This is a genomic window from Paenibacillus typhae, from assembly GCF_900099765.1.
In the GTDB taxonomy this organism is placed as follows: Bacteria; Bacillota; Bacilli; order Paenibacillales; family Paenibacillaceae; genus Paenibacillus_AQ; species Paenibacillus_AQ typhae.
Map to the genome: position 1 here is coordinate 1 of NZ_FNDX01000022.1, position 20450 is coordinate 20450.

The 20450-nt window shown below is 48.2% G+C and carries 17 protein-coding genes; 9 read left to right on the top strand and 8 right to left on the bottom strand.

Features of this window, described 5'->3' with window-relative positions:
- Positions 1-471: 471 nt before the first annotated feature.
- Together BLR64_RS17515 and gyrA are read right to left on the bottom strand one after the other, a co-directional pair.
- Complete coding sequence (locus BLR64_RS17515) at positions 472-1572, bottom strand: HD-GYP domain-containing protein (protein ID WP_090716111.1); 1101 nt, start codon at positions 1570-1572, stop codon at positions 472-474.
- Between the two features lie 160 nt (positions 1573-1732).
- Positions 1733-4279, bottom strand: coding sequence for a DNA gyrase subunit A (gene gyrA / locus BLR64_RS17520; protein WP_090716112.1), 2547 nt, complete (start codon positions 4277-4279; stop codon positions 1733-1735).
- Positions 4280-4589: 310 nt separating this feature from the next.
- Here gyrA and BLR64_RS17525 point away from each other — a divergent pair, with 310 nt between their 5' ends.
- Positions 4590-5465: a YheC/YheD family protein gene (locus BLR64_RS17525; RefSeq protein WP_090716114.1), complete on the top strand. Its 876-nt coding sequence runs from the start codon at positions 4590-4592 to the stop codon at positions 5463-5465.
- Positions 5466-5553: 88 nt separating this feature from the next.
- On the opposite strand, the gene gyrB is transcribed toward BLR64_RS17525, so the two are convergent.
- From gyrB to dnaA, 6 genes are all read right to left on the bottom strand, one after another.
- Entirely contained in the window at positions 5554-7464 is a 1911-nt protein-coding gene (gyrB, locus tag BLR64_RS17530) for a DNA topoisomerase (ATP-hydrolyzing) subunit B (protein WP_068729610.1), read from the bottom strand.
- Positions 7465-7510: 46 nt separating this feature from the next.
- Complete coding sequence (gene remB / locus BLR64_RS17535; protein WP_068729588.1) at positions 7511-7759, bottom strand: extracellular matrix regulator RemB; 249 nt, start codon at positions 7757-7759, stop codon at positions 7511-7513.
- A 16-nt stretch (positions 7760-7775) separates the two neighbouring features.
- Positions 7776-8894: a DNA replication/repair protein RecF gene (recF, locus tag BLR64_RS17540; protein WP_090716115.1), complete on the bottom strand. Its 1119-nt coding sequence runs from the start codon at positions 8892-8894 to the stop codon at positions 7776-7778.
- A gap of 22 nt (positions 8895-8916) precedes the next feature.
- Positions 8917-9144: a S4 domain-containing protein YaaA gene (gene yaaA / locus BLR64_RS17545; protein WP_090716117.1), complete on the bottom strand. Its 228-nt coding sequence runs from the start codon at positions 9142-9144 to the stop codon at positions 8917-8919.
- 50 nt (positions 9145-9194) lie between these two features.
- Positions 9195-10337 carry a DNA polymerase III subunit beta gene (gene dnaN, locus BLR64_RS17550; protein ID WP_090716118.1) on the bottom strand — a complete coding sequence of 381 codons (1143 nt, stop codon included), beginning with the start codon at positions 10335-10337 and terminating at the stop codon, positions 9195-9197.
- Positions 10338-10533: 196 nt separating this feature from the next.
- A complete protein-coding gene (gene dnaA, locus BLR64_RS17555; RefSeq protein WP_068729581.1) occupies positions 10534-11880 on the bottom strand; it encodes a chromosomal replication initiator protein DnaA in 1347 nt (448 codons plus the stop codon).
- Between the two features lie 672 nt (positions 11881-12552).
- On the opposite strand from dnaA, the gene rpmH reads away from it, so the two are divergent.
- From rpmH to noc, 8 genes are all read left to right on the top strand, one after another.
- Positions 12553-12687 carry a 50S ribosomal protein L34 gene (gene rpmH / locus BLR64_RS17560; protein ID WP_019914530.1) on the top strand — a complete coding sequence of 45 codons (135 nt, stop codon included), beginning with the start codon at positions 12553-12555 and terminating at the stop codon, positions 12685-12687.
- Positions 12688-13078: 391 nt separating this feature from the next.
- Entirely contained in the window at positions 13079-13429 is a 351-nt protein-coding gene (rnpA, locus tag BLR64_RS17565; RefSeq protein ID WP_068729579.1) for a ribonuclease P protein component, read from the top strand.
- 86 nt (positions 13430-13515) lie between these two features.
- Positions 13516-14418, top strand: coding sequence for a YidC/Oxa1 family membrane protein insertase (locus BLR64_RS17570; protein ID WP_090716120.1), 903 nt, complete (start codon positions 13516-13518; stop codon positions 14416-14418).
- The gene (gene jag, locus BLR64_RS17575) at positions 14415-15149 is read left to right on the top strand and encodes an RNA-binding cell elongation regulator Jag/EloR (protein ID WP_090716121.1); all 735 of its coding nucleotides are present in this window, start codon (positions 14415-14417) and stop codon (positions 15147-15149) included. The genes BLR64_RS17570 and jag overlap by 4 nt, the downstream gene beginning before the upstream one ends.
- A 141-nt stretch (positions 15150-15290) precedes the next feature.
- Positions 15291-16667: a tRNA uridine-5-carboxymethylaminomethyl(34) synthesis GTPase MnmE gene (gene mnmE, locus BLR64_RS17580; protein WP_090716123.1), complete on the top strand. Its 1377-nt coding sequence runs from the start codon at positions 15291-15293 to the stop codon at positions 16665-16667.
- A gap of 51 nt (positions 16668-16718) precedes the next feature.
- Positions 16719-18605: a tRNA uridine-5-carboxymethylaminomethyl(34) synthesis enzyme MnmG gene (gene mnmG / locus BLR64_RS17585; RefSeq protein WP_090716124.1), complete on the top strand. Its 1887-nt coding sequence runs from the start codon at positions 16719-16721 to the stop codon at positions 18603-18605.
- Between the two features lie 3 nt (positions 18606-18608).
- Positions 18609-19331 (top strand): 16S rRNA (guanine(527)-N(7))-methyltransferase RsmG, encoded by a 723-nt coding sequence (gene rsmG, locus BLR64_RS17590; RefSeq protein WP_090716126.1) that lies wholly within the window; start codon positions 18609-18611, stop codon positions 19329-19331.
- A 265-nt stretch (positions 19332-19596) separates the two neighbouring features.
- Entirely contained in the window at positions 19597-20415 is an 819-nt protein-coding gene (gene noc / locus BLR64_RS17595; RefSeq protein ID WP_090716203.1) for a nucleoid occlusion protein, read from the top strand.
- The last annotated feature ends 35 nt before the right edge of the window (positions 20416-20450 follow it).

Sequence of the window (20450 nt, forward strand, 5' to 3'; positions counted from 1 at the left end):
ACTTGAATCACTTCAAGGAAATAACCATCCGAAAACTATCGAAAAGAGCGATTCGCTCATTTTGAAACATCTGACGAGAATTTACATTCTCAAGATGAATTTCTAAAGCGTACAAGACGCTGTGAAAATCATCAGTTTTGGAATCACCGAAGTGAATTCCGATACTCACTCGTTGTTCAGTTTTCAAAGATCAAGCTCGTTGTCGCTTTCGATGTTCTCGTCAGCAGCAACTCTTATACTATATCACATCCGGTCGTTCGTTGCAAGCTCTTTTTTAATTTCTTTTTTCGAGCTTGGCGTCGATGCTTTTCAGCATTTCTTGGCCGGAATAAGAATATACCATGTACAGAAATAGATTGCAAGCATTATTTTGAAATATAAAAACAAAAGCTGTACTCATATCCGTTCTCCCCTAAAACAGGATTCGGCCATAAGACAGCTCTACTCAGTTATATGCATAGGGACATAGCGTTAAGCAATAATCTCCTTAATATGCAGATCGCGTTCTACCATGAGATTAACAATCTTGCCATCTACCTGTACCATAGGGCGTGTAGGATTGCTTCGGTCCGTAAAGATGATCTCTCCATGGCGTCCGTCACTCAGCTTGATTCTGGTTCCGTTATAGAGATCTGTTGTTTTCTGAATGAAGGTCTGAACAATAACCGGATCCAGCTTGCCAAAGCTCTCAGCCAGAATCTGTTCAAGTACCAGATAAGGCGACTGTGCCTTTCTATAAGCCTTTCTCAGCGTCATTGCGTGGAAGATATCTGCTACAGCCACAATTTTGGCGTAGAAATGAATCTGGGTGCCTTCCAGACGCAGCGGATAACCTGAACCGTCTATTTTTTCATGATGCTGAAGTGCTGCAAGCCTGACACCTTCATTGATTGCCGTAACATTACGCAGCAGCTGGTAGCCATAGGTTGTATGTCTGCGCACTTCTTCAAGTTCAGCTCCTGTCAGCGGCGACGGCTTCTGGAGCAATGAGGCATCAACCTTTGCATTTCCTATATCATGCAGCAAGCCGGCAAAAGCAGCCTGCATCCAATCCTTTTGCGGATAGCCGCACCACTGGGCAATTTTATATGAGGTTAAGGCGGACAGTACAGCGTTATGATAATTATAATCCTCTTCATGAATGACACGCGGGGAAAACTTTAAAACATGATAATCCTTGAGCTCATTGATCAGTGCTTCCAATTGACTGCGTATCTCCAGGATCGGCAGCGGGGCAGCAGCCACAGAACGGTAAATCTGCTTAACCAGGGCCAGCATTTTGTCGTATTCGTCATGCAGCGTAGAATTGTTCTTGGCCAGCAGTGACTCATCCACCGTTGCTCCTGCTTTAACAGGTGTAGCTTTGGCTGCCGTTTTGGACGGCTCCGGAGCTTTATTCTCACTCTGTGTACCCTCTATTTCCACGTATTGTACGAGAAATGCCTGCAGAATCTCGATATCCCGCGGCAGGATTACTTTTCCCTTAGTAAAAAGCAGCCCTCCCAATGGAGTGTTGACATCTTTAATAATTTTCGAACCCGGTTTTACTTCTGCCACGGATATACTTGGCATACACTCAGCCCCTCTGTTTCTGTAAAACTTACCTACTGCTTAATCCTTTAATTATATTATGGATATCTGGAAGCGACTAGATAGGGTGCAGCCAATTCCGTAAAATAATTAAAAAAGCACAGGTTTCTATAATCAGAAACCCGTGCTCCTTTAATGCGTTCTATTCCAGACTATCCTCTTCACCCTCAGCGTCTTCTGAAGGCTCTGATTCAGTCACTCCCTCTGTATCCACTGCCAGTGTGTCTTGTCCTTCTTCCCCGTCCTCATGACCAGGAAGCTCGTCTTCTTCTTTATCCGCTCTGCACAGCGTAGCTACAGCATCATCCTCACGGATGTTAATCAGCTTAACGCCCTGCGCATAACGGCCCATTGTCGATATTCCATCCATGCTGGTACGGATCAGTGTTCCGCTGGTTGTGATAATCATCAGGTCCTCATCACTCTTAACAACCTTCAGACCGACCACCAGACCGTTCTTGTCAGTAAGATTAATCGTCTTGATCCCCTTACCTCCGCGGGTCTGCGAACGGTAATCGCCGGCAGGCGTCCGTTTCCCGTAGCCTTTGGCCGTTACGATCAGGACTTCAAGATCCTTATCTACGCAGTCCATTCCGATGACATGATCATCTTCATCAAGAGTGATCCCCTTAACGCCGGTTGCACTGCGTCCCATAGAACGGACATCATTCTCAGAGAAGGTAATGGACATGCCGCGCGCCGTACCGATAATCAGATTCTGCTCACCGTCGGTCAGCTTCACCTCAATCAGGGAGTCCTCTTCACGAAGGTTGATTGCAATGAGACCGCCTTTACGGATATTGTTGTAATCCTCAAGCGGTGTCTTCTTCACAATACCTTCGCGGGTAGCAAAGAAAAGATACTTATCGCTGTCTGTCTCCTGCACTTGAATTACAGCGCTGATCTTCTCACCCTGTTCAATTTGAATCAGGTTGATGATCGGTGTTCCACGCGCTGTGCGTCCAAGCTCTGGGATTTCATAGGCTTTGATCCGGTATACCTTACCCTTATCGGTAAAGAACATCAGATAGTTGTGGGAGTTGCTCACGAAGAGATGCTCCACAAAATCCTCATCCTTGGTATCCATTCCGATTACGCCGCGTCCGCCACGCTTCTGGCTGCGGTACGTGCTGACCGGCAGGCGTTTGATGTAGCCGGTGTGTGTAATCGTAATAACGACCTCTTCACGCGGAATCAGATCCTCATCCAGAATACTTTCTTCACCCACCGTAATTTCAGTACGGCGTTCATCAGAATATTTATCCCGGATTTCCTGCAGCTCGTTGCTGATAATCTCCAGAACAAGATGCTCGTTAGCCAGAATTTCCTTGTACTCGGCAATTTTGGCTACCAGCTCGTTATATTCGTTCTCGATCTTCTCCCGTTCCAGTCCGGTCAGGCGCTGCATCCGCATATCGAGGATGGCCTGTGCCTGCTCGACGCTGAGGTTAAATCTTTCCATTAAGCCTTCGCGGGCAATATCCGTTGTGCGTGAACCTCTGATTAGAGCAATAATCTCATCCAGATTATCAAGCGCTATTCGCAGACCTTCCAGAATATGAGCACGTGCCTCAGCCTTCTTCAGATCAAAGATCGTCCGGCGGCGGATAACTTCAATCTGGTGTTGCAGATAGTGATACAGCACATCACGGAGATTGAGAATCTTAGGCTCGTTGTTCACAATCGCCAGCATATTAATGCCGAAGGTCGACTGCATAGCCGTATGCTTATACAGATTGTTAAGGACAACGTTAGGATTAACGTCGCGGCGCATCTCGATAACGACACGCATACCGGTACGGTCTGACTCATCACGCAGATCCGTAATGCCTTCAATCCGCTTCTCGCGGACCAGCTCGGCAATTTTCTCGACCAGTCTGGCTTTGTTAACCTGGTAAGGAAGCTCATGCACAATGATCCGGGCCTTACCGTTATTTTCTTCAATAGTCGCTTTGGCGCGCATCGTAACCGATCCGCGTCCGGTGCGGTAGGCCTGGCGGATACCTTCACGACCCAGGATATACCCGGCCGTCGGGAAGTCAGGACCCTGAATATATTCCATAAGCTCCATAGGGGTAATATCCGGATTCTTGATCATGGCCTGTACGCCGTCAATGACCTCGCCCAGATTATGCGGAGGAATGTTGGTGGCCATACCTACTGCGATCCCTGATACCCCGTTAACGAGCAGATTCGGATAACGGGCAGGCAGAACTACGGGCTCATGCTCTTCACCGTCATAGTTAGGCGCAAAATCAACCGTTTCCTTGTTAAGGTCCCGCAGCATTTCGCCTGCAATTTTGGATAGACGTGCTTCTGTATAACGCATTGCCGCAGCCATGTCGCCATCGATAGAACCGAAGTTCCCGTGCCCGTCTATAAGCATATAACGCATAGAGAAATCCTGAGCCATACGTACCATGGTCTCATATACGGCAGAGTCACCGTGCGGATGATACTTACCGATAACCTCGCCGACGATTCTCGCTGACTTCTTATGAGGTTTATCCGGAGACATTCCGAGTTCTGACATTGCAAACAGAATGCGCCGGTGAACAGGCTTGAGTCCGTCCCGCACATCCGGCAAAGCCCGGCTGACAATGATGCTCATCGCATAATCCATAAAGGATTCGCGCATTTCCTCGCCAATGTCCCGGTCTTTGATTTGCGGGTTATTTTGTTCAGCCATGAGTTGCTGGACCTCCTTCAGTTAAAAACCGCTACCCTTAATTATATTACTTTCACAAAAACAGCACAATTAAACAGGGTAGCCTTATATCTGCTATTATTCATTTCTTTTAGCACCGGCTAGGGTAAATGCCCTTTCCGCCAATGCCTCCAGTACATAGACTATACAGACAAGTGGAACGGGTTTATGACCCTATTTTAAGGCCATACAGGTATAGCCCCATATCCTAATATTATAACATTATTTAGTTAACTTGTCCTGACAATTAAGAGCGCAGTCTGCAATTAAGAAATAGGCTGGGAGGAAAATAATGAGGATTCAACGCGTGTCCAGCAAATGGGCCAAAACCAGAGTCATCCTGCAAAACCGCCAGCTGGCGATCTTTATTCCGGAAACGCGAAGATACAGTCTGGACCATTTGACCGAGCTGCTTGATGTCTACGGCACTGTATATATTAAGCCTGACCGGGGTACTTACGGCATTGGGGTAATGCGGGCTGAACGGCGTATCGTACATTTAAGTCCGGGCGGGCAGACAAAAAACAGGGATTCAGCAGGTGAAGAAGCTGAAGAGCCTGGAACTCAGGAGCAGATTATGTATGTACTGCGCTATGCAAAAGATGCCGAGGTATATAGCTCAGCAGCTGAGCTCCATAATGCCATTCTCCCCAAGCTGAAGGGGCGCCCCTATCTGGTGCAGCAGGGCATCGACCTGCTGAAGTATCATGAACGGCCGTTTGATCTTCGTGTACTTACGCAAAAAACACCTTCAGGCGGCTGGGAAACAACCGGTATGCTAGGAAGAGTGGCCGCCCCTCAGAAGGTGGTCACCAACTATCATAACGGCGGCAGCATTTTTTCAGTTGATGCTTTGTTCAAAGAGCATATGAATCCGGGAGAGACGGCCGGCATGATCCAGCAGCTGAAGTCACTGGGAGTCAGAATCGGGAATCAGCTTGAAACCGCCTATCCGGGACTTAAGGAAATCGGGCTTGATGTCGCACTTGATCAGCATCATGATCCGTGGCTGCTAGAGGTCAATACGCTCCCCGCCATTATGATATTCAAAACATTTCCCGACAAATCGATATACCGCAAAATCCGCCGTTATGCCATAGCTTATGGACGGCTGAAGAAACCCCGGACTACAGCATCTGCCCGCAAAAAGTTTGTTGCCAGAACGTAAAACCGAAGGATAATATCTGAAAAAAGAACCTCCAGCCCGCTATTCAATCCGAATAGAGAAGCCGGAGGTTCTTGTCATAGTAAAAATATTAAACGTCCAGGTTACGGACAGACTGCGCATGCTCCTGGATAAACTCACGGCGCGGTTCTACGTTATCGCCCATCAGCGTATCGAAGATACCGTCAGCCAGTATGGCATCCTCAATGGTCACCTGAAGCATTGTACGGCTCTCAGGATCCATTGTCGTATCCCACAGCTGCTCCGCGTTCATCTCTCCAAGTCCTTTGTAACGCTGAACATTGACCTTCACATTCTCGCCGAAGCCGGCAATAATCTCATCACGTTCCTTCTCGGACTGCGCATAGCGGATTACCTTGTTACGCTCAATCTTGAAGAGCGGCGGCTGGGCAATATAGATAAAGCCTGCTTCGATAATCTTCCGCATGTAACGGTAGAAGAAGGTCAGCAGCAGGGTACGGATATGGGCCCCGTCGACATCGGCATCGGTCATGATGACGATTTTGTGGTAGCGCGCTTTGGATATGTCAAAGTCATCGCTGATCCCTGTGCCCAGTGCCGTAATAATCGCCCGGATCTCGGCATTGGACAAAATACGGTCCAGCCGCGCCTTTTCAACGTTCAGGATCTTACCGCGCAGCGGCAGAATTGCCTGGAAATGACGGTCACGCCCCTGCTTGGCTGAGCCGCCGGCAGAGTCTCCTTCGACGATATAAAGCTCACTGATCGAAGCATCCTTGGAAGAGCAGTCAGCCAGCTTACCTGGAAGGGCGCTAACCTCCAGTGCACTCTTGCGGCGTGTCAGCTCACGCGCTTTGCGGGCTGCTTCACGGGCACGGGAAGCCTGCAGCGACTTCTCCAGTACCCGGCGGGAAACCGCCGGATTCTCTTCCAGGAATTCCTGCAGCTTTTCGCCGAACAGCGATTCCACTACGCCGCGGACTTCACTGTTGCCCAGCTTGGTCTTCGTCTGGCCTTCAAATTGCGGCTCAGGAATTTTGACAGAAATAATAGCCGTCAATCCTTCACGCACGTCATCTCCGGTGAGGTTGCCGCTGCTGTCCTTGATTACGCCGGTCTTGCGGGCATAATCGTTAATGATCCGGGTGAGCGCACTCTTGAAGCCCGATTCATGCGTTCCGCCTTCATGTGTATTAATATTATTGGCAAAAGAGTAAATATTCTCTGTATAAGAATCATTGTATTGCAGAGCTACTTCAACAGCGATCATATCCCGTGAACCTTCCACGTAGATCGGCTCTTCGTGCAGCGCTTCTTTTTTCTCATTCAGGTATTTCACATATTCAACAATACCGCCGTCATATTTGAACGTATTGCTGGTTCCCGTGCGCTCATCCAGCAGCGAGAGCTCAATGCCCTTGTTCAGGAAGGCAAGCTCACGGATACGGGTCAGCAGGGTTGTATATTCATAAACTGTGGTCTCAGTAAAGATCTCCGGGTCCGGAAGAAAGGTTGTGGTTGTCCCGGTTTCATCGGAATCCCCGATAATCTTGATATCATACTGTGGAACGCCGCGTCTGTACTCCTGCCGGTAGGCATGGCCGTCACGCTTGACGGTAACCTCTACCCGCTCGGACAACGCATTTACAACGGAAATCCCTACGCCGTGCAGACCGCCGGATACCTTGTATCCCCCGCCGCCGAATTTACCGCCGGCATGCAGAACGGTCATTACAACCTCTAGCGTGGATTTCTTCAGCTTCACATTCTCGCCGACAGGAATACCCCGCCCGTTATCAATTACGGTAATACTGTTATCTTCATGAATAATCACTTGAATCCGGTCGCAAAAACCTGCCAGCGCCTCATCGATACTATTATCGACAACCTCCCAGACCAAATGATGCAGACCTTTGGCGCTGGTAGAGCCGATATACATGCCGGGACGCTTGCGAACGGCTTCCAGCCCTTCAAGCACCTGAATCTGGCTCTCATCATATGTCGGTTGATTCATTGACATGCCTTCACCTACTTCTTTCAGATTATCTCTTGAAACCTTGAGCGATTTATATTTCAAACAAGATTTTGGCTCTTTTTTTGAGAGTGGAGGAGGATATAGGGGAGTAGTAAACCGTATTTTTAGTGACGACGATAGATTTTGCTTCCTCTTCACCGATCCGTTCCAGTTTCTTGTCCTGGCCGGAATGAAGGATGAACTGCTTCGATACCTTAGATGATTTCTCGATCGATATATCAAATATAGCTATCAGCTCTGAAGATCTTATAACCTTCTCCCCGCCCAAATGAATATACATGCTCTGCCTCCGCTCTTTAATTCTCCACTTTTCCATCATGAACATGGTACAGGCTTGCGCCTTTCAGCTTATCCGTATTCAGCGTCTCCACCCCGGTAGCGGTAATGAAGGTCTGTACCTTGCTCTGGAAGGTCTCTATAAGCTGGGTCTGACGATAGGGATCAAGTTCGGACAAAACATCATCAAGAAGCAGCACAGGATACTCTCCGATCTCCTCATGGATCAGTTCAATTTCCGCCAGCTTGAGCGATAAAGCTGCCGTACGCTGCTGTCCCTGGGAGCCGTAGACCTGAGCTTCTCTTCCGTTGATAAAAAAGGACAGGTCATCCCTATGGGGACCCGTCAGCGTCATGCCGCGCCTAATTTCCTGTTCTCTCGTTTGTGATAACTTTAACATAAATTTGTCCAATAAGACAGCTTCATCTTCCTCTTCGCGCTCTCCAAAGGATGGAACATACTGCAGTTTAAGCTCTTCTCCGCCGTTCGTAATGCCCTTATGAATGCTTTCTGCCCATATCTGCAGCTTCTTTATGAATTGTTTCCTTTTTTTGACGATTTTAACACCATGTTCTACAAGTTGGGCATCCCAAATGTCGAGCAGCTCCTTGGCGGCTGCCTCTTTACCCCATAGCTGCTTCAGCAGGTTGCCCCGCTGGAGCAGCACCTTCTGATACTGCTGTAAGTGAAAAAGGTAGCTGGGCTGCACCTGGCCAATCTCCATATCGAGAAAACGGCGGCGTATACCCGGCGTACCTTTGACAATCTCCAGATCCTCCGGAGCAAACATGACAACATTCAGCGAGCCGACAAATTCACTTAACCGGCGCTGCTCCAGTCCATTTATTTTAGCCTTCTTGCCTCCGGCGGACAAGGTCAGCTCCAGCTTGAGATCCCCGTATTTGCGCTCAACCTCAGCGACAATCTGCGCGGACCCTGCCGGAGCATCGAATGAAATCAGCTCCTTGTCCTTGGAGGTGCGGTGGCTTTTGGTCATAGCCAGTACAAACAGAGCCTCCATGAGGTTGGTTTTGCCCTGGGCATTCCGCCCGAGAATCAGATTGACATCGCCCAGGCTTTCCAGACGCAGCAGCTCATAGTTGCGATAATGCTGCAGACCGATATTTTTAACGAACACGAAGCTAGGCCTCCCCGAAGTACTACTCTTGTATTCCGCCGCCTTCAACCTCGAAAACGCCGTTGTCCTGAACCTCTATTCTATCACCAGGGTATAGCTTTCTTCCACGCCGTTCTTCCACTTCACCGTTAACAAGCACCTGGCCCTCCTGCAGCAGAGCCTTGGCCATTCCCCCTGTGGATACACAATCGGAGAGCTTCAAAAACTGGTCGAGTTTAATATATCCACTGTGGATAAGTATTTTTTTCATGATTTTTATCCTTTCCACCACTTATCCACAGGTCCGTGAACAGCGGCATTTTAGTTAGTTGTGCGGTAAGGCAGGATCACGTACAGGCTGCGGCTTTCGTCAAGCGGACGCAGAATAATCGGGCTCATCATCCCGGTAAAAGCAATCACCAGCTGCTCGCTTTCGACAACCTTCAGCACATCCAGCATATATTTCGAGTTAAAGGAGATTTTGAGCGGCTCGCCTTTGAAATCAATCACTTCCAGCTCTTCCCGGACCTTACCGAGTTCTGAGGAGCTGGAGGAAATTTCAACATCACCGTTATCCAGCGTCTGCATGCGGACAATATTCGTTTTTTCTTCACGGGACAGCAAATAAGCACGGTCGATCGATTCGCTTAACTTTTTTGTATCCAAGGTAAGTTCTGTTTTGTAGGTTGTCGGAATAATTCTAGAAGTATCCGGATAAATGCCGTCCAGGATGCGGGAATAGAACAGGACTTTATCAATTTTGAACAGGACCTGGTTATCGGCCACGACAATATCCACCAGCATATTCTGGTCCGGAATGATTTTACTGAGCTCGTTCAGTGTTTTACCGGCAATGACCACGTTGGAGAATTGGACACTTTCGGTGCCTTCCAGATGTGCAGCCCTCGTAGCCAGGCGGTGGCGGTCCGTCGCTGTAAATTTGAATTCGTTATTGGCCAGATTCCACAGGATACCGGTAAGAATCGGTGTTGTTTCCTGAGTGGAAATGGAAAAAGCGGTCTGCTTGATCATATTTTTGAGCAGATCTCCGGGCAGGGAGATGGTTTCATTCTCCTCGATGTTAGGCAGAACCGGGAATTCCTCCGGATCAAGACCGACAATCTGAATCTCGGTGGAACCCGAAGAGATATAAGTCTGGAAGCCTTCCTTCACTTCCATGTGTATTTCTTTAGAGGGCAGCTTTTTGATAATTTCGACAAAAAACTTCGCTGGAAGCACAACGCTCCCCGGCTGCTCTACCTTAACGATCGTATGGCTGTCGTTTTCTGCGGGAATAAAGGATTGGATGGAGATATCGGTATCGCTTGCAGTTAGTGTAACACCCTGATGGCTAACCTCAAATTTAATACCGGTGAGAATCGGAATGGTTGTTCTGCTGGAAATCGCCTTTGATACATGTCCGATGGATTCATTGAGCTCATTTTTAAGAATGCTTATTTTCATGATTTCACTCCTAGCTGGAAAGTTGGGGTTTGAGCTTTGTTTATGCTCTTTTGCAGCTGCTCTTAGAAGATTAATTATTATAGATCTTTAATAGTATTAGTAGTAGGGGCTCCGTTTATGTGGATAAGTGTCCAAAACAGCATAAAATTAAGCCTACCCACATGTGTATAGATTGTGTATAGGCTCTTGATTCCTCTTAGGAAGGATTTTTAATTTTCTCTGCTAGATTATTTACCACTTTGTACAACTCCTGATCGACCTTTAATGACTGTGTAATCTTCTCATGAGCATGAATGACGGTGGTATGGTCGCGCCCTCCGAAGGCTTCTCCGATCTTGGGCAGCGAGTAATCCGTCAGCTCGCGGGACAGATACATAGCAATTTGCCGCGGAAAAGCGACAGCTTTGGTGCGTTTGCGCGCTTTGAAATCCTCCATGCGCAAATTGTAGTATTCCCCGACCTTTTGCTGAATATCTCCGATGGTGATCATCTTCGGCCGGCTCGACGGGATAATATCCTTCAGTGCTTCAGCTGCCAGATGGGTCGTGACATCCTGATTGGTCAAGGACGAATAGGCGACAACCCGGATCAGCGCGCCTTCCAGCTCTCGGATATTCGTGTCGATCTGGTTGGCGATATACATCATAGCCTCATTGGGAATGTCGAGGTTCTCCGCCTTGGCCTTTTTGCGCAGGATGGCGATCCGCGTCTCCAGATCCGGCGGCTGGATGTCGGTAATCAGTCCCCATTCAAACCTGGAACGCAGCCGTTCTTCCAGCGTCGGTATTTCCTTGGGCGGGCGGTCGCTGGAGATGATAATCTGCTTGCGTTCTTCATGCAGGGCATTAAACGTATGGAAAAATTCTTCTTGAGTAGATTCTTTGCCGGCCAGGAATTGAATGTCATCAATCAGCAGAATATCAACATTGCGGTATTTGTTGCGGAAGCTCTCACCGCGGTTATCACGGATGGAATTGATAAATTCATTCGTGAACTTCTCAGATGAGATGTAAATAACCTTATTGTTGGGGTTATGCTCCAGCACATAGTGCCCGATGGCATGCATTAAGTGGGTCTTTCCGAGACCTACTCCGCCATACAGGAACAGGGGATTGTAGGCTTTGGCAGGCGCTTCGGCTACAGCCAGTGAGGCTGCGTGTGCAAAACGGTTGCCGGAACCGATTACGAACGTGTCGAACGTATATTTCGGATTAAGCAGATGAGTCTGCGCTTCTTCACGCGATACTGCCGGCGAAGGTGCGGCCTGTTGTACTACAGGCTCTGCAGGCTTGTTCTCCTCAATGACAAATTTGACCTCTACCTGTTGTCCTGTAACTTCATAAACTGTAGCTCCTACCAGCTTGGTATAACGACTTTCCAGCCATTCTACGGCAAAAGTTGTAGGCGCCGAGATGATCAGGGCTTGCGGGCTGAACGAAATCGCCTTCGTCGCCTTGAACCATGTATCGAAGCTCGGTTTGCTTAGTTTAGTTTGAATAATCGATAATATTTGCTGCCATAATTCAGAAGTATGGCTGTCCACAGACTGTCACTCCTTTAAATCTTCCAATGTGGCGTCAGCCATGAAGTGGAAATGTCGAAGAAAATGGGTTCGTGCTGAATCTTATCCCCAGTAAGCAATATATAGAGACAAAAAAATATGGATAAACTTGAATTGTTCACAACTTTATCCACAGCTTGTTGATAATATATAGAACAAACAAATCTATTCACATTCAAAAGTAATACCATCATAGCAAAACGTCCCTTGTTTTTCAATGAGCGGAGCCATTTTATCCACAAATTCAATCACTTGTGTATAATTTTTAAGAACAACACTAGATATTGTTGATAATTTGTTTACCGTTCGACAGTTTCTGTCAGCGGTCTATTTTTTTTATACACAGGTTGTACTCAAAATTTTGAGCGTGGATAATTTTTTTAGTCACAGGTGGATAACTGCATAAGCTTGTGGATACTTTTTTTGGCGGCGGGAGCTGTGGATAATCGGTTTTCAAAAAGAGGAAGGAAGCTGCAAGACATAGTTGACTTTTGGGACAATGATATGCTTTAATATATAAAGGTGTTTTCTGTGAGGATATGTCTCCAAAATTAATTGATGATACTTGTAGATACTGTCCCTACTCAAAAGGACGGCTTAGACCGTTTCTGCTAATATGACAGTAATTAAGATCCTGTAAGGGAGGTGCAATACATGAGACCGACGTTCAAACCGAATGTGAGCAAACGCAAGAAGGTACATGGTTTCCGCAAAAGAATGAGCACGAAAAACGGCCGTAAAGTGCTGGCAGCCCGCCGCCTGAAAGGCAGAAAAGTTTTGAGTGCGTAAGTTAGGCCACTTAGGGACCACTGCGGTGGTCCTTTTTTACTATTAAAGAATTCATAAGTTTTTGGGGGATAGATAAGGAAGCTGATAAGCTGTCCCGGAATTTTTGCTTCCTTATATAGGGCAGAAACGGATGCCGGCCGCAAACAGGGGGCCGAGCCGCTTCTGCCGGATGCGAATGGATATTGATGAGGCTCTGCAAAGGCTGTTCGTTACACTTTGCGGGCCTTTTTTAGATGGTTTGGAATTTAAGGGTTTATGTACATGCAAACAGGGGAAGTAACATGCTGGTCCGGAGGACAGCCGTTTATGAGGGCAGCCGGATGACAATACTAAGTAGAAGATCATTTTCCGGAGCTTAGCCGAGTATCCGGTATTTGAATAGGAGATTCCCGTGCACAAAAGTCTACGATTACGAAACCGTGCGGACTTCAGCCGCGTATACCGCCATGGGAAGTCTTTTGCGAATCATCAATTTGTGGTGTACTGGTTCAGCAAAAGAGAAGTGGAACGGTTCCGGCTTGGTGTGTCGGTCAGCAAGAAGGTCGGAAACGCTGTCGTGCGAAACCGCATGAGACGGCTGGTAAAGGAGATTGTCCGCCATCATGAGCCGGAAATTGCCGGCGGGCTGGATATAGTATTCATCGTTAGAAAGGGAGCGCTGGACAAGGATTACGCGGAGCTCGAAAAAAGCGCACTGCATGTACTCCGCAAAGCCAAGCTGCTTAAGGCTTCACGCAAGTAACAGGCCGGGAACAGGCTTGTTTATTTGTCTTCATAATTATGGTATGATTTACGGTGCAGTGGAATGTTTAAGAGAGGGGTTTTGAGGTGTCTCTAATGAAGACTAAACGGGGAAAAATGTTTCTTATCCTCGGGTTAATGGTATTGATGATTGCCGTCCTGTCAGGGTGCGCTCCATCATCAACGGTTACGCACACGACGGAGGATTTGAAGAATGGAGGCTTTTGGCAAAGTAACGTAGTTTATTATTTCGCCATCGCCCTAGATACGTTTGCCAAGTGGTTTAATGGACAATATGGACTGGCCGTACTTGTAATGGTGATCATTGTCCGCACGCTGATCCTGCCGCTTACTATGAAACAGGTAAAAAGCTCGCGTGCAATGCAGGCCATTCAACCGGAGCTCCAGAAAATCCAGAAAAAATATAAAGATCAGCCTGAAAAGGTGCAGCAGGAAACGATGCGCCTGTTCCAGGAGAACAAAGTCAATCCGATGGCCGGCTGTCTGCCGCTGATCGTGCAAATGCCGATTTTTATCGCTCTGTACAACTCGATCTACTATAATCCGGACCTTCGTGAGCATTCGTTCCTGTGGCTCCAGCTCGGCGAACCGGATAAGCTGTTTATCCTGCCGCTGCTGGCTGCGGCTACAACGTTCCTCCAGACCCGGATGATGACCAAGATGAATCCGGTTCAGCAGCAGGGTCCGATGCAGTTCATGATGATGGTATACCCGGTTCTGATTTTCATCATGTCTTACAATTTCCCGGCAGCACTGCCGCTATACTGGGTTTACAGTAACGTGTACACTATCATTCAGAACTACTTCTTATACCGCAACAACGATAAGACCAAATTGGCTGTCGCAGGTGCCGGTACCAGCAAAGAAGTCAATCTTGTGAAGGGCAAGGATTCAAGCGCTCGCAAGGATGTTACTCCCGCTGCAAAAGGCAATAGCGGCAAAGCGAAGGGAGCCAAAAAGTCAAAATGAGCAAAGTCGTCGCAACAGGGAAAACCATTGAAGAAGCTGTAGAACGTGGCCTGAGCCAGCTTGGAGTTCAAAAGGACCGGGTAACGGTCAACGTACTTGAACAGCCGTCAAAAGGATTCCTGGGATTGATCGGTGCGAAAGGGGCCAAGGTAGAGCTTACCTTGATTCCTGAGGCCGCACCGGCATCAGCGGCGAGTGCTCCGTCACTGCCTCAGCAGTCAACACGAGAGAGCAAACAGGAGGCTGGCGGCGGTGTGCCGCGCCACGATTCCGGACAACCCGCAGAGGAAGCTTACCAACAGGCCGTTCAATTCATAGTTGATGTCGCTAAGAGCATGGGGCTTACAGTGGAAGTAGAAATCGTTCATACTAAGGAATCGACCATTCTGCAAATTTCCGGTCCAGATCTGGGACTCCTGATTGGCAGAAGAGGACAGACTCTCGATGCTCTGCAGTATTTGGCTAATATTGTGGCCAACCGTTATTCTGACAGCTTCGTCCGTCTGGTGCTGGATGCAGAGAACTTCCGCGAGCGCCGCAAGAAGACGCTGGAGGAGCTGGCAGACCGCCTTGCCGGCCGGGTGGTTCGGACCCGCAAAGAGGTTGTGCTTGAACCGATGTCACCGCAGGAGCGCAAGATTATTCACTCCAGGCTGCAGGATCATCGCCAGGTCAGCACACTCAGCAAGGGTGAAGAACCGAACCGGCGTGTTGTTATAACATTGAAGTAGAGATTAAATATGCTGCAATGACTCCTTGTCCAATGTAAGGGGTCATTGCTTTTTTTGAAAGATAATCATTTATGTATCTCTTGTTTGTTGCAAGTGACTCCTACTTGAGATATTAAACATTATATTGAGGTGAGAAACAGCATGCTTAGTGACACCATTGCTGCCGTATCGACGGCACTGGGTGAAGGAGGAATTGCGATTGTCCGCGTGAGCGGGCCGGAGGCGATATCGCAGGTTGCCCTTTTATTCCGCGGCGGTACTCCGCTTACAGAGGTTCCATCCCATACCGTCCATTACGGGCATATCATTAATCCTGTGAGCGGGGAGCGGATGGAAGAGGTACTGGTTACAGTTATGAAGGGACCACGTTCTTTTACCACAGAGGATGTAGTTGAGATCAGTGCCCATGGCGGCGTTATTTCAGTAAGGAGAGTAATGGATCTACTGCTGCAGCAGGATATCCGTCTGGCTGAGCCCGGTGAATTCACCAAGCGTGCATTTTTGGGCGGGCGGATTGACCTTTCCCAGGCTGAAGCGGTAATCGACCTGATCCGTTCAAAGTCAGACCGGGCATTCTCCGTTGCCCTGAAGCAGGTCAGCGGTTCTTTGTCTGAGCGCATTAAGACATTGCGCCATACACTGATTGAAACGCTGGCTCATATAGAAGTAAATATTGATTACCCTGAGCATGATGTGGAAGCACTGACTGCAGAATTCATTAAAGAGAAAAGCAGTGAGGTTATGGCAGGTATTGATAAGCTGCTGAAAACTGCCAATGAAGGTAAGATTCTGCGTGAAGGCATCACGACAGCCATTGTCGGCCGCCCCAATGTCGGCAAATCTTCCTTGCTCAATGCGCTTGCCCGTGACAATAAAGCGATTGTAACCGATATTCCGGGGACAACGCGTGATGTAATAGAAGAGTATGTTACAATCAACAACATCCCGCTGAAGCTGCTGGATACTGCGGGCATCCGTGAAACAATGGATGTGGTTGAACGGATCGGAGTGGAACGTTCCAAAGCTGCATTCAGCGATGCCGATCTGATTCTGCTTGTTCTTAATGCAAATGAAGAGCTGCACGAGGACGAACTGGCACTTATGGAACAAATCCACGGTAGACAAGCTTTGGTCATCATGAATAAAATGGACTTACCGCCTCGGCTGGACAAAGCCAAGCTGCTCACCTTTTTTGAGGAGTCCAGTATTGTGCCGATGTCTGTCCTTGAGGAGGAAGGACTGGATAAGCTGGAGGAAGCTATCTCAGAGCTGTTCTTCGGAGGCAAGCTGGAATCAGGCGATCTCACCTATGTAAGTAATGTGCGGCATATCGCTCTGCTCAAAAAAGCGCATAAGTCTCTGCAGGATGCTTATGAGGCTGCAGATATGCTGGTTCCGATAGATATGATCCAGATTGACGTGCGGCTGGCCTGGGAACAGCTTGGGGAGATTATCGGGGATACCGCTGCCGATTCACTGCTTGATCAGATTTTCTCGCAATTTTGCCTGGGGAAATAGACCGTTCATATATATTATTACTGCTCATATAAGCAGTCGGGAGGAATAGAAATGAGTTATGAAGGAGGCAGCTATGACGTAGTGGTCATAGGCGCCGGCCATGCCGGCTGCGAGGCTGCTCTGGCTGCAGCCCGGATGGGCTGCAATACGCTGATGATTACCATTAACCTGGATATGGTGGCTTTTATGCCATGTAATCCTTCGATCGGCGGTCCGGCCAAAGGGCATGTCGTCCGCGAAATCGATGCGCTGGGCGGCGAGATGGGCCGCAACATTGATAAGACCTTTATCCAGCTGCGCATGCTTAACACAGGCAAAGGACCGGCAGTTCATGCACTGCGTGCCCAGGCGGATAAATTCCTTTATCAGCATGCCATGAAAGAAACGATGGAGAAGACGCCGAATCTGACGCTTCGCCAGGGGATGGTTGAGGAACTGATTGTGGAGGATGGAAAATGTGCCGGTGTCATTACCAAGACCGGTACAGTGTACCGCAGCAAGACCGTTATTTTGACGACTGGAACGTATCTGCGCGGTAAAGTCATTATTGGCGAACTGACCTATGAGAGCGGACCGAACAATCAGCAGCCTTCTGTACGCCTGTCCGAGAACCTGCGTGAGCTCGGCTTTGAGCTGGTCCGCTTCAAGACAGGTACACCGCCGCGTGTCCATAAGGATACGATTGATTTCTCGAAGACAGAAATTCAGCCCGGAGATGATAAACCGAAATTCTTCTCTTTTGAAACCAAATCTTCGGATAACGAACAGCTGCCATGCTGGCTGACTTATACCCAGCCTGTAACGCACCAGATTATTAATGACAACCTGCACCGTGCCCCGATGTTCACCGGTATTATTGAAGGAACAGGCCCGCGTTATTGTCCGTCTATTGAAGACAAGGTTGTGCGCTTTAGCGATAAGTCGCAACACCAGATTTTTCTTGAACCGGAAGGAAAAAACACTTCAGAGTATTACGTGCAGGGACTGTCCACCAGTCTGCCTGAGGATGTACAGTTAGCTGTACTTCGCTCCATTCCAGGGATGGAAAAGGTTGAAATGATGCGTAACGGTTATGCAATTGAGTATGATGCCATGGTGCCTACACAGCTGTGGCCGTCACTGGAAACCAAACGTCTGCCGGGATTGTTCACCGCGGGACAGATTAACGGTACTTCTGGTTATGAGGAAGCAGCGGGACAGGGGGTTATGGCTGGTATCAATGCAGCCCGTAAGGTACAGGATAAGGAACCTGTAGTGCTTGACCGTTCCCAGGGTTATATCGGTGTTTTGATTGATGATCTGGTGACCAAAGGCACGAATGAGCCTTACCGCCTGCTTACTTCCCGTGCCGAATACCGGCTGCTGCTTCGCCATGACAATGCCGATCTGCGACTTACTCCTATCGGATATGACATCGGGCTAATTTCGCAGGAGCGTTATGATGCCTTTGTCCATAAGAAGGAAACAGTTGAACGCGAGATTGTCCGTCTCCGGGAAACGAAGGTTAAGCCTGTCGAGGTCAATGAAGCTTTGGCGGCTTATGAATCAGCTCCAATCGTTGACGGCTCTAACCTGCTTGTACTGATGCGCCGTCCGGAGGTCGCTTACAGCTTTGTTGATCAGATCTCACCTTCACCTGAAGAACTGGATGATGAGATGAAGGAGCAGGTAGAAATTCAGATTAAATATGCCGGCTACATTGAGAAGCAACTGGCCCATGTAGAGAAGCTGCAGAAGATGGAGAAAAAGAAAATTCCGGATGATATCGACTATAACGAGATTCATGGACTTGCGATGGAAGCGCGGCAGAAGCTGACCAAGATTGCGCCGATTTCCATCGGACAGGCCTCTCGGATTGCCGGAGTAACTCCGGCTGATATTTCGATTCTGCTTGTACACTTAGAGCATTATAACCGGGTGACAGCAGCGAAAGGATAATTTATGGACAGCACAACAACACAGTTTATTGCTCTATTGCAGGAGAAGGGCATTGAGCTTTCTTCCCGTCAGCTGGAGCAGTTTGAGCTTTATTATCAGGAGCTCGTGTCATGGAATGAGAAGATGAATCTGACTGGTATTACGGAACGGGATCAGGTTTATACCAAGCATTTTTATGATTCGCTGTCACTTGCCTTTTATGTCGATCTGACTCAAGTGAACAGCCTGGCGGATATCGGATCAGGTGCAGGCTTTCCCGGTATTCCGCTAAAAATATGCTTCCCGCATATTAAGCTGACAATCGTTGATTCACTCAGCAAAAGAATTTCCTTCCTCCAGCATATCTGTGACACGCTGGGACTTAGCGGAGTCCAGCTGATTCATGGCCGGGCAGAGGATGTTGCCAGACAGTTTGTTCACCGCGATGCGTATGATGTAGTTACTGCACGTGCGGTTGCCCGCTTGTCACTGCTCAATGAATTTTGCCTTCCGTTTACCCGGAAGGATGGGATTTTTGCGGCAATGAAGGGGAATGACCCGGCTGAGGAATTGAATGAAGCAGGACGCAGCCTCAAGGAATTGCGTGCTGAGCTTAAGAAGGTTGAATCGTTCAGCCTGCCGGTAGAAGAATCGGCGCGGCATATCGTTATGATCCGCAAGACAGGTGCTACACCCGCCAAGTACCCCCGTAAAGCCGGAATGCCGGCGAAAGCACCGCTCGTTTAATTGTTTCACGTGAAACATTTTTATCCAGTTGAATAGCATTCTTAATAAGAAGTCCTTAGTTGCTAAGGGCTTTTTATTTTGCAGACTATGCCGTAACATATTTCTATAAGGCAGGAAAAATAGGTCTTTATGGAGAATAGGATTATCTGAGGAAAAGTGATAGAATGATATAGTATCAGTTTTTAGAGTAGGTTGTATGATGGGCTTTTTGCCAGGCTAGGTTAAGAGGATCGTAATATAATGAAACTAGGTGGTTATGAACGGAATGAAAGAACAATTCACCAAGCTTTTTGGATTTAGCGAGCGGAGCAGCGGAGAAGAGGTCAAACAAATCCCGGTTCATGAGGTTATCAGCAGTCCTTATCAGCCCCGGACCATTTTTGATGACGAGAAGATAGACGAGCTCTGTCAGACCATCAAAACCCACGGAGTCATTCAACCGATTGTTGTACGCGTACGTGACTCGCAGTATGAGATTATTGCCGGAGAACGGCGTTGGCGTGCGGTTAAGAAGCTCGGTATGGATACCGTCCCTGCCATTGTCCGTGAGTTCAATGATTCCCAGGCTGCCTCAATCGCTCTAATCGAAAATTTACAGCGTGAGGGTCTGACATCGATTGAGGAAGCAATCGCCTATCAGAAATTGATTGATCTTCATCAGCTGACCCAGGAAAGCCTAGCCCAGCGTTTAGGTAAAAGCCAGTCTACCATTGCTAATAAGATCCGCTTGCTGCAGCTGCCGGAAGAAGTGAAGACAGCGCTGATGGAGCGCCAAATCACCGAGCGGCATGCCCGTTCCTTGCTTTCTCTGGATAGTGTTGAGATGCAGCTAAAGGTACTGGCAGAGATCATCTCCAAGGAACTGAATGTTAAGCAGACAGAAGCACGTATTGCCTTCTATAAGGCACTAAGCCAGACTGCCAAAAAATCAAAACGGGTTTCCTACACCAAGGATGTTCGTCTCGCTCTTAATACAATTCGTCAATCCATTGATATGGTAACAGGCTCAGGAATGGAGATTAAGACCTCGGAAAACGACCGCGGTGACCATTATGAGATTGTGATTCAGATCCCTAAACGATAAATTGTTTCAAAAGCTGAAGGCGGCCCTGAGGTGAT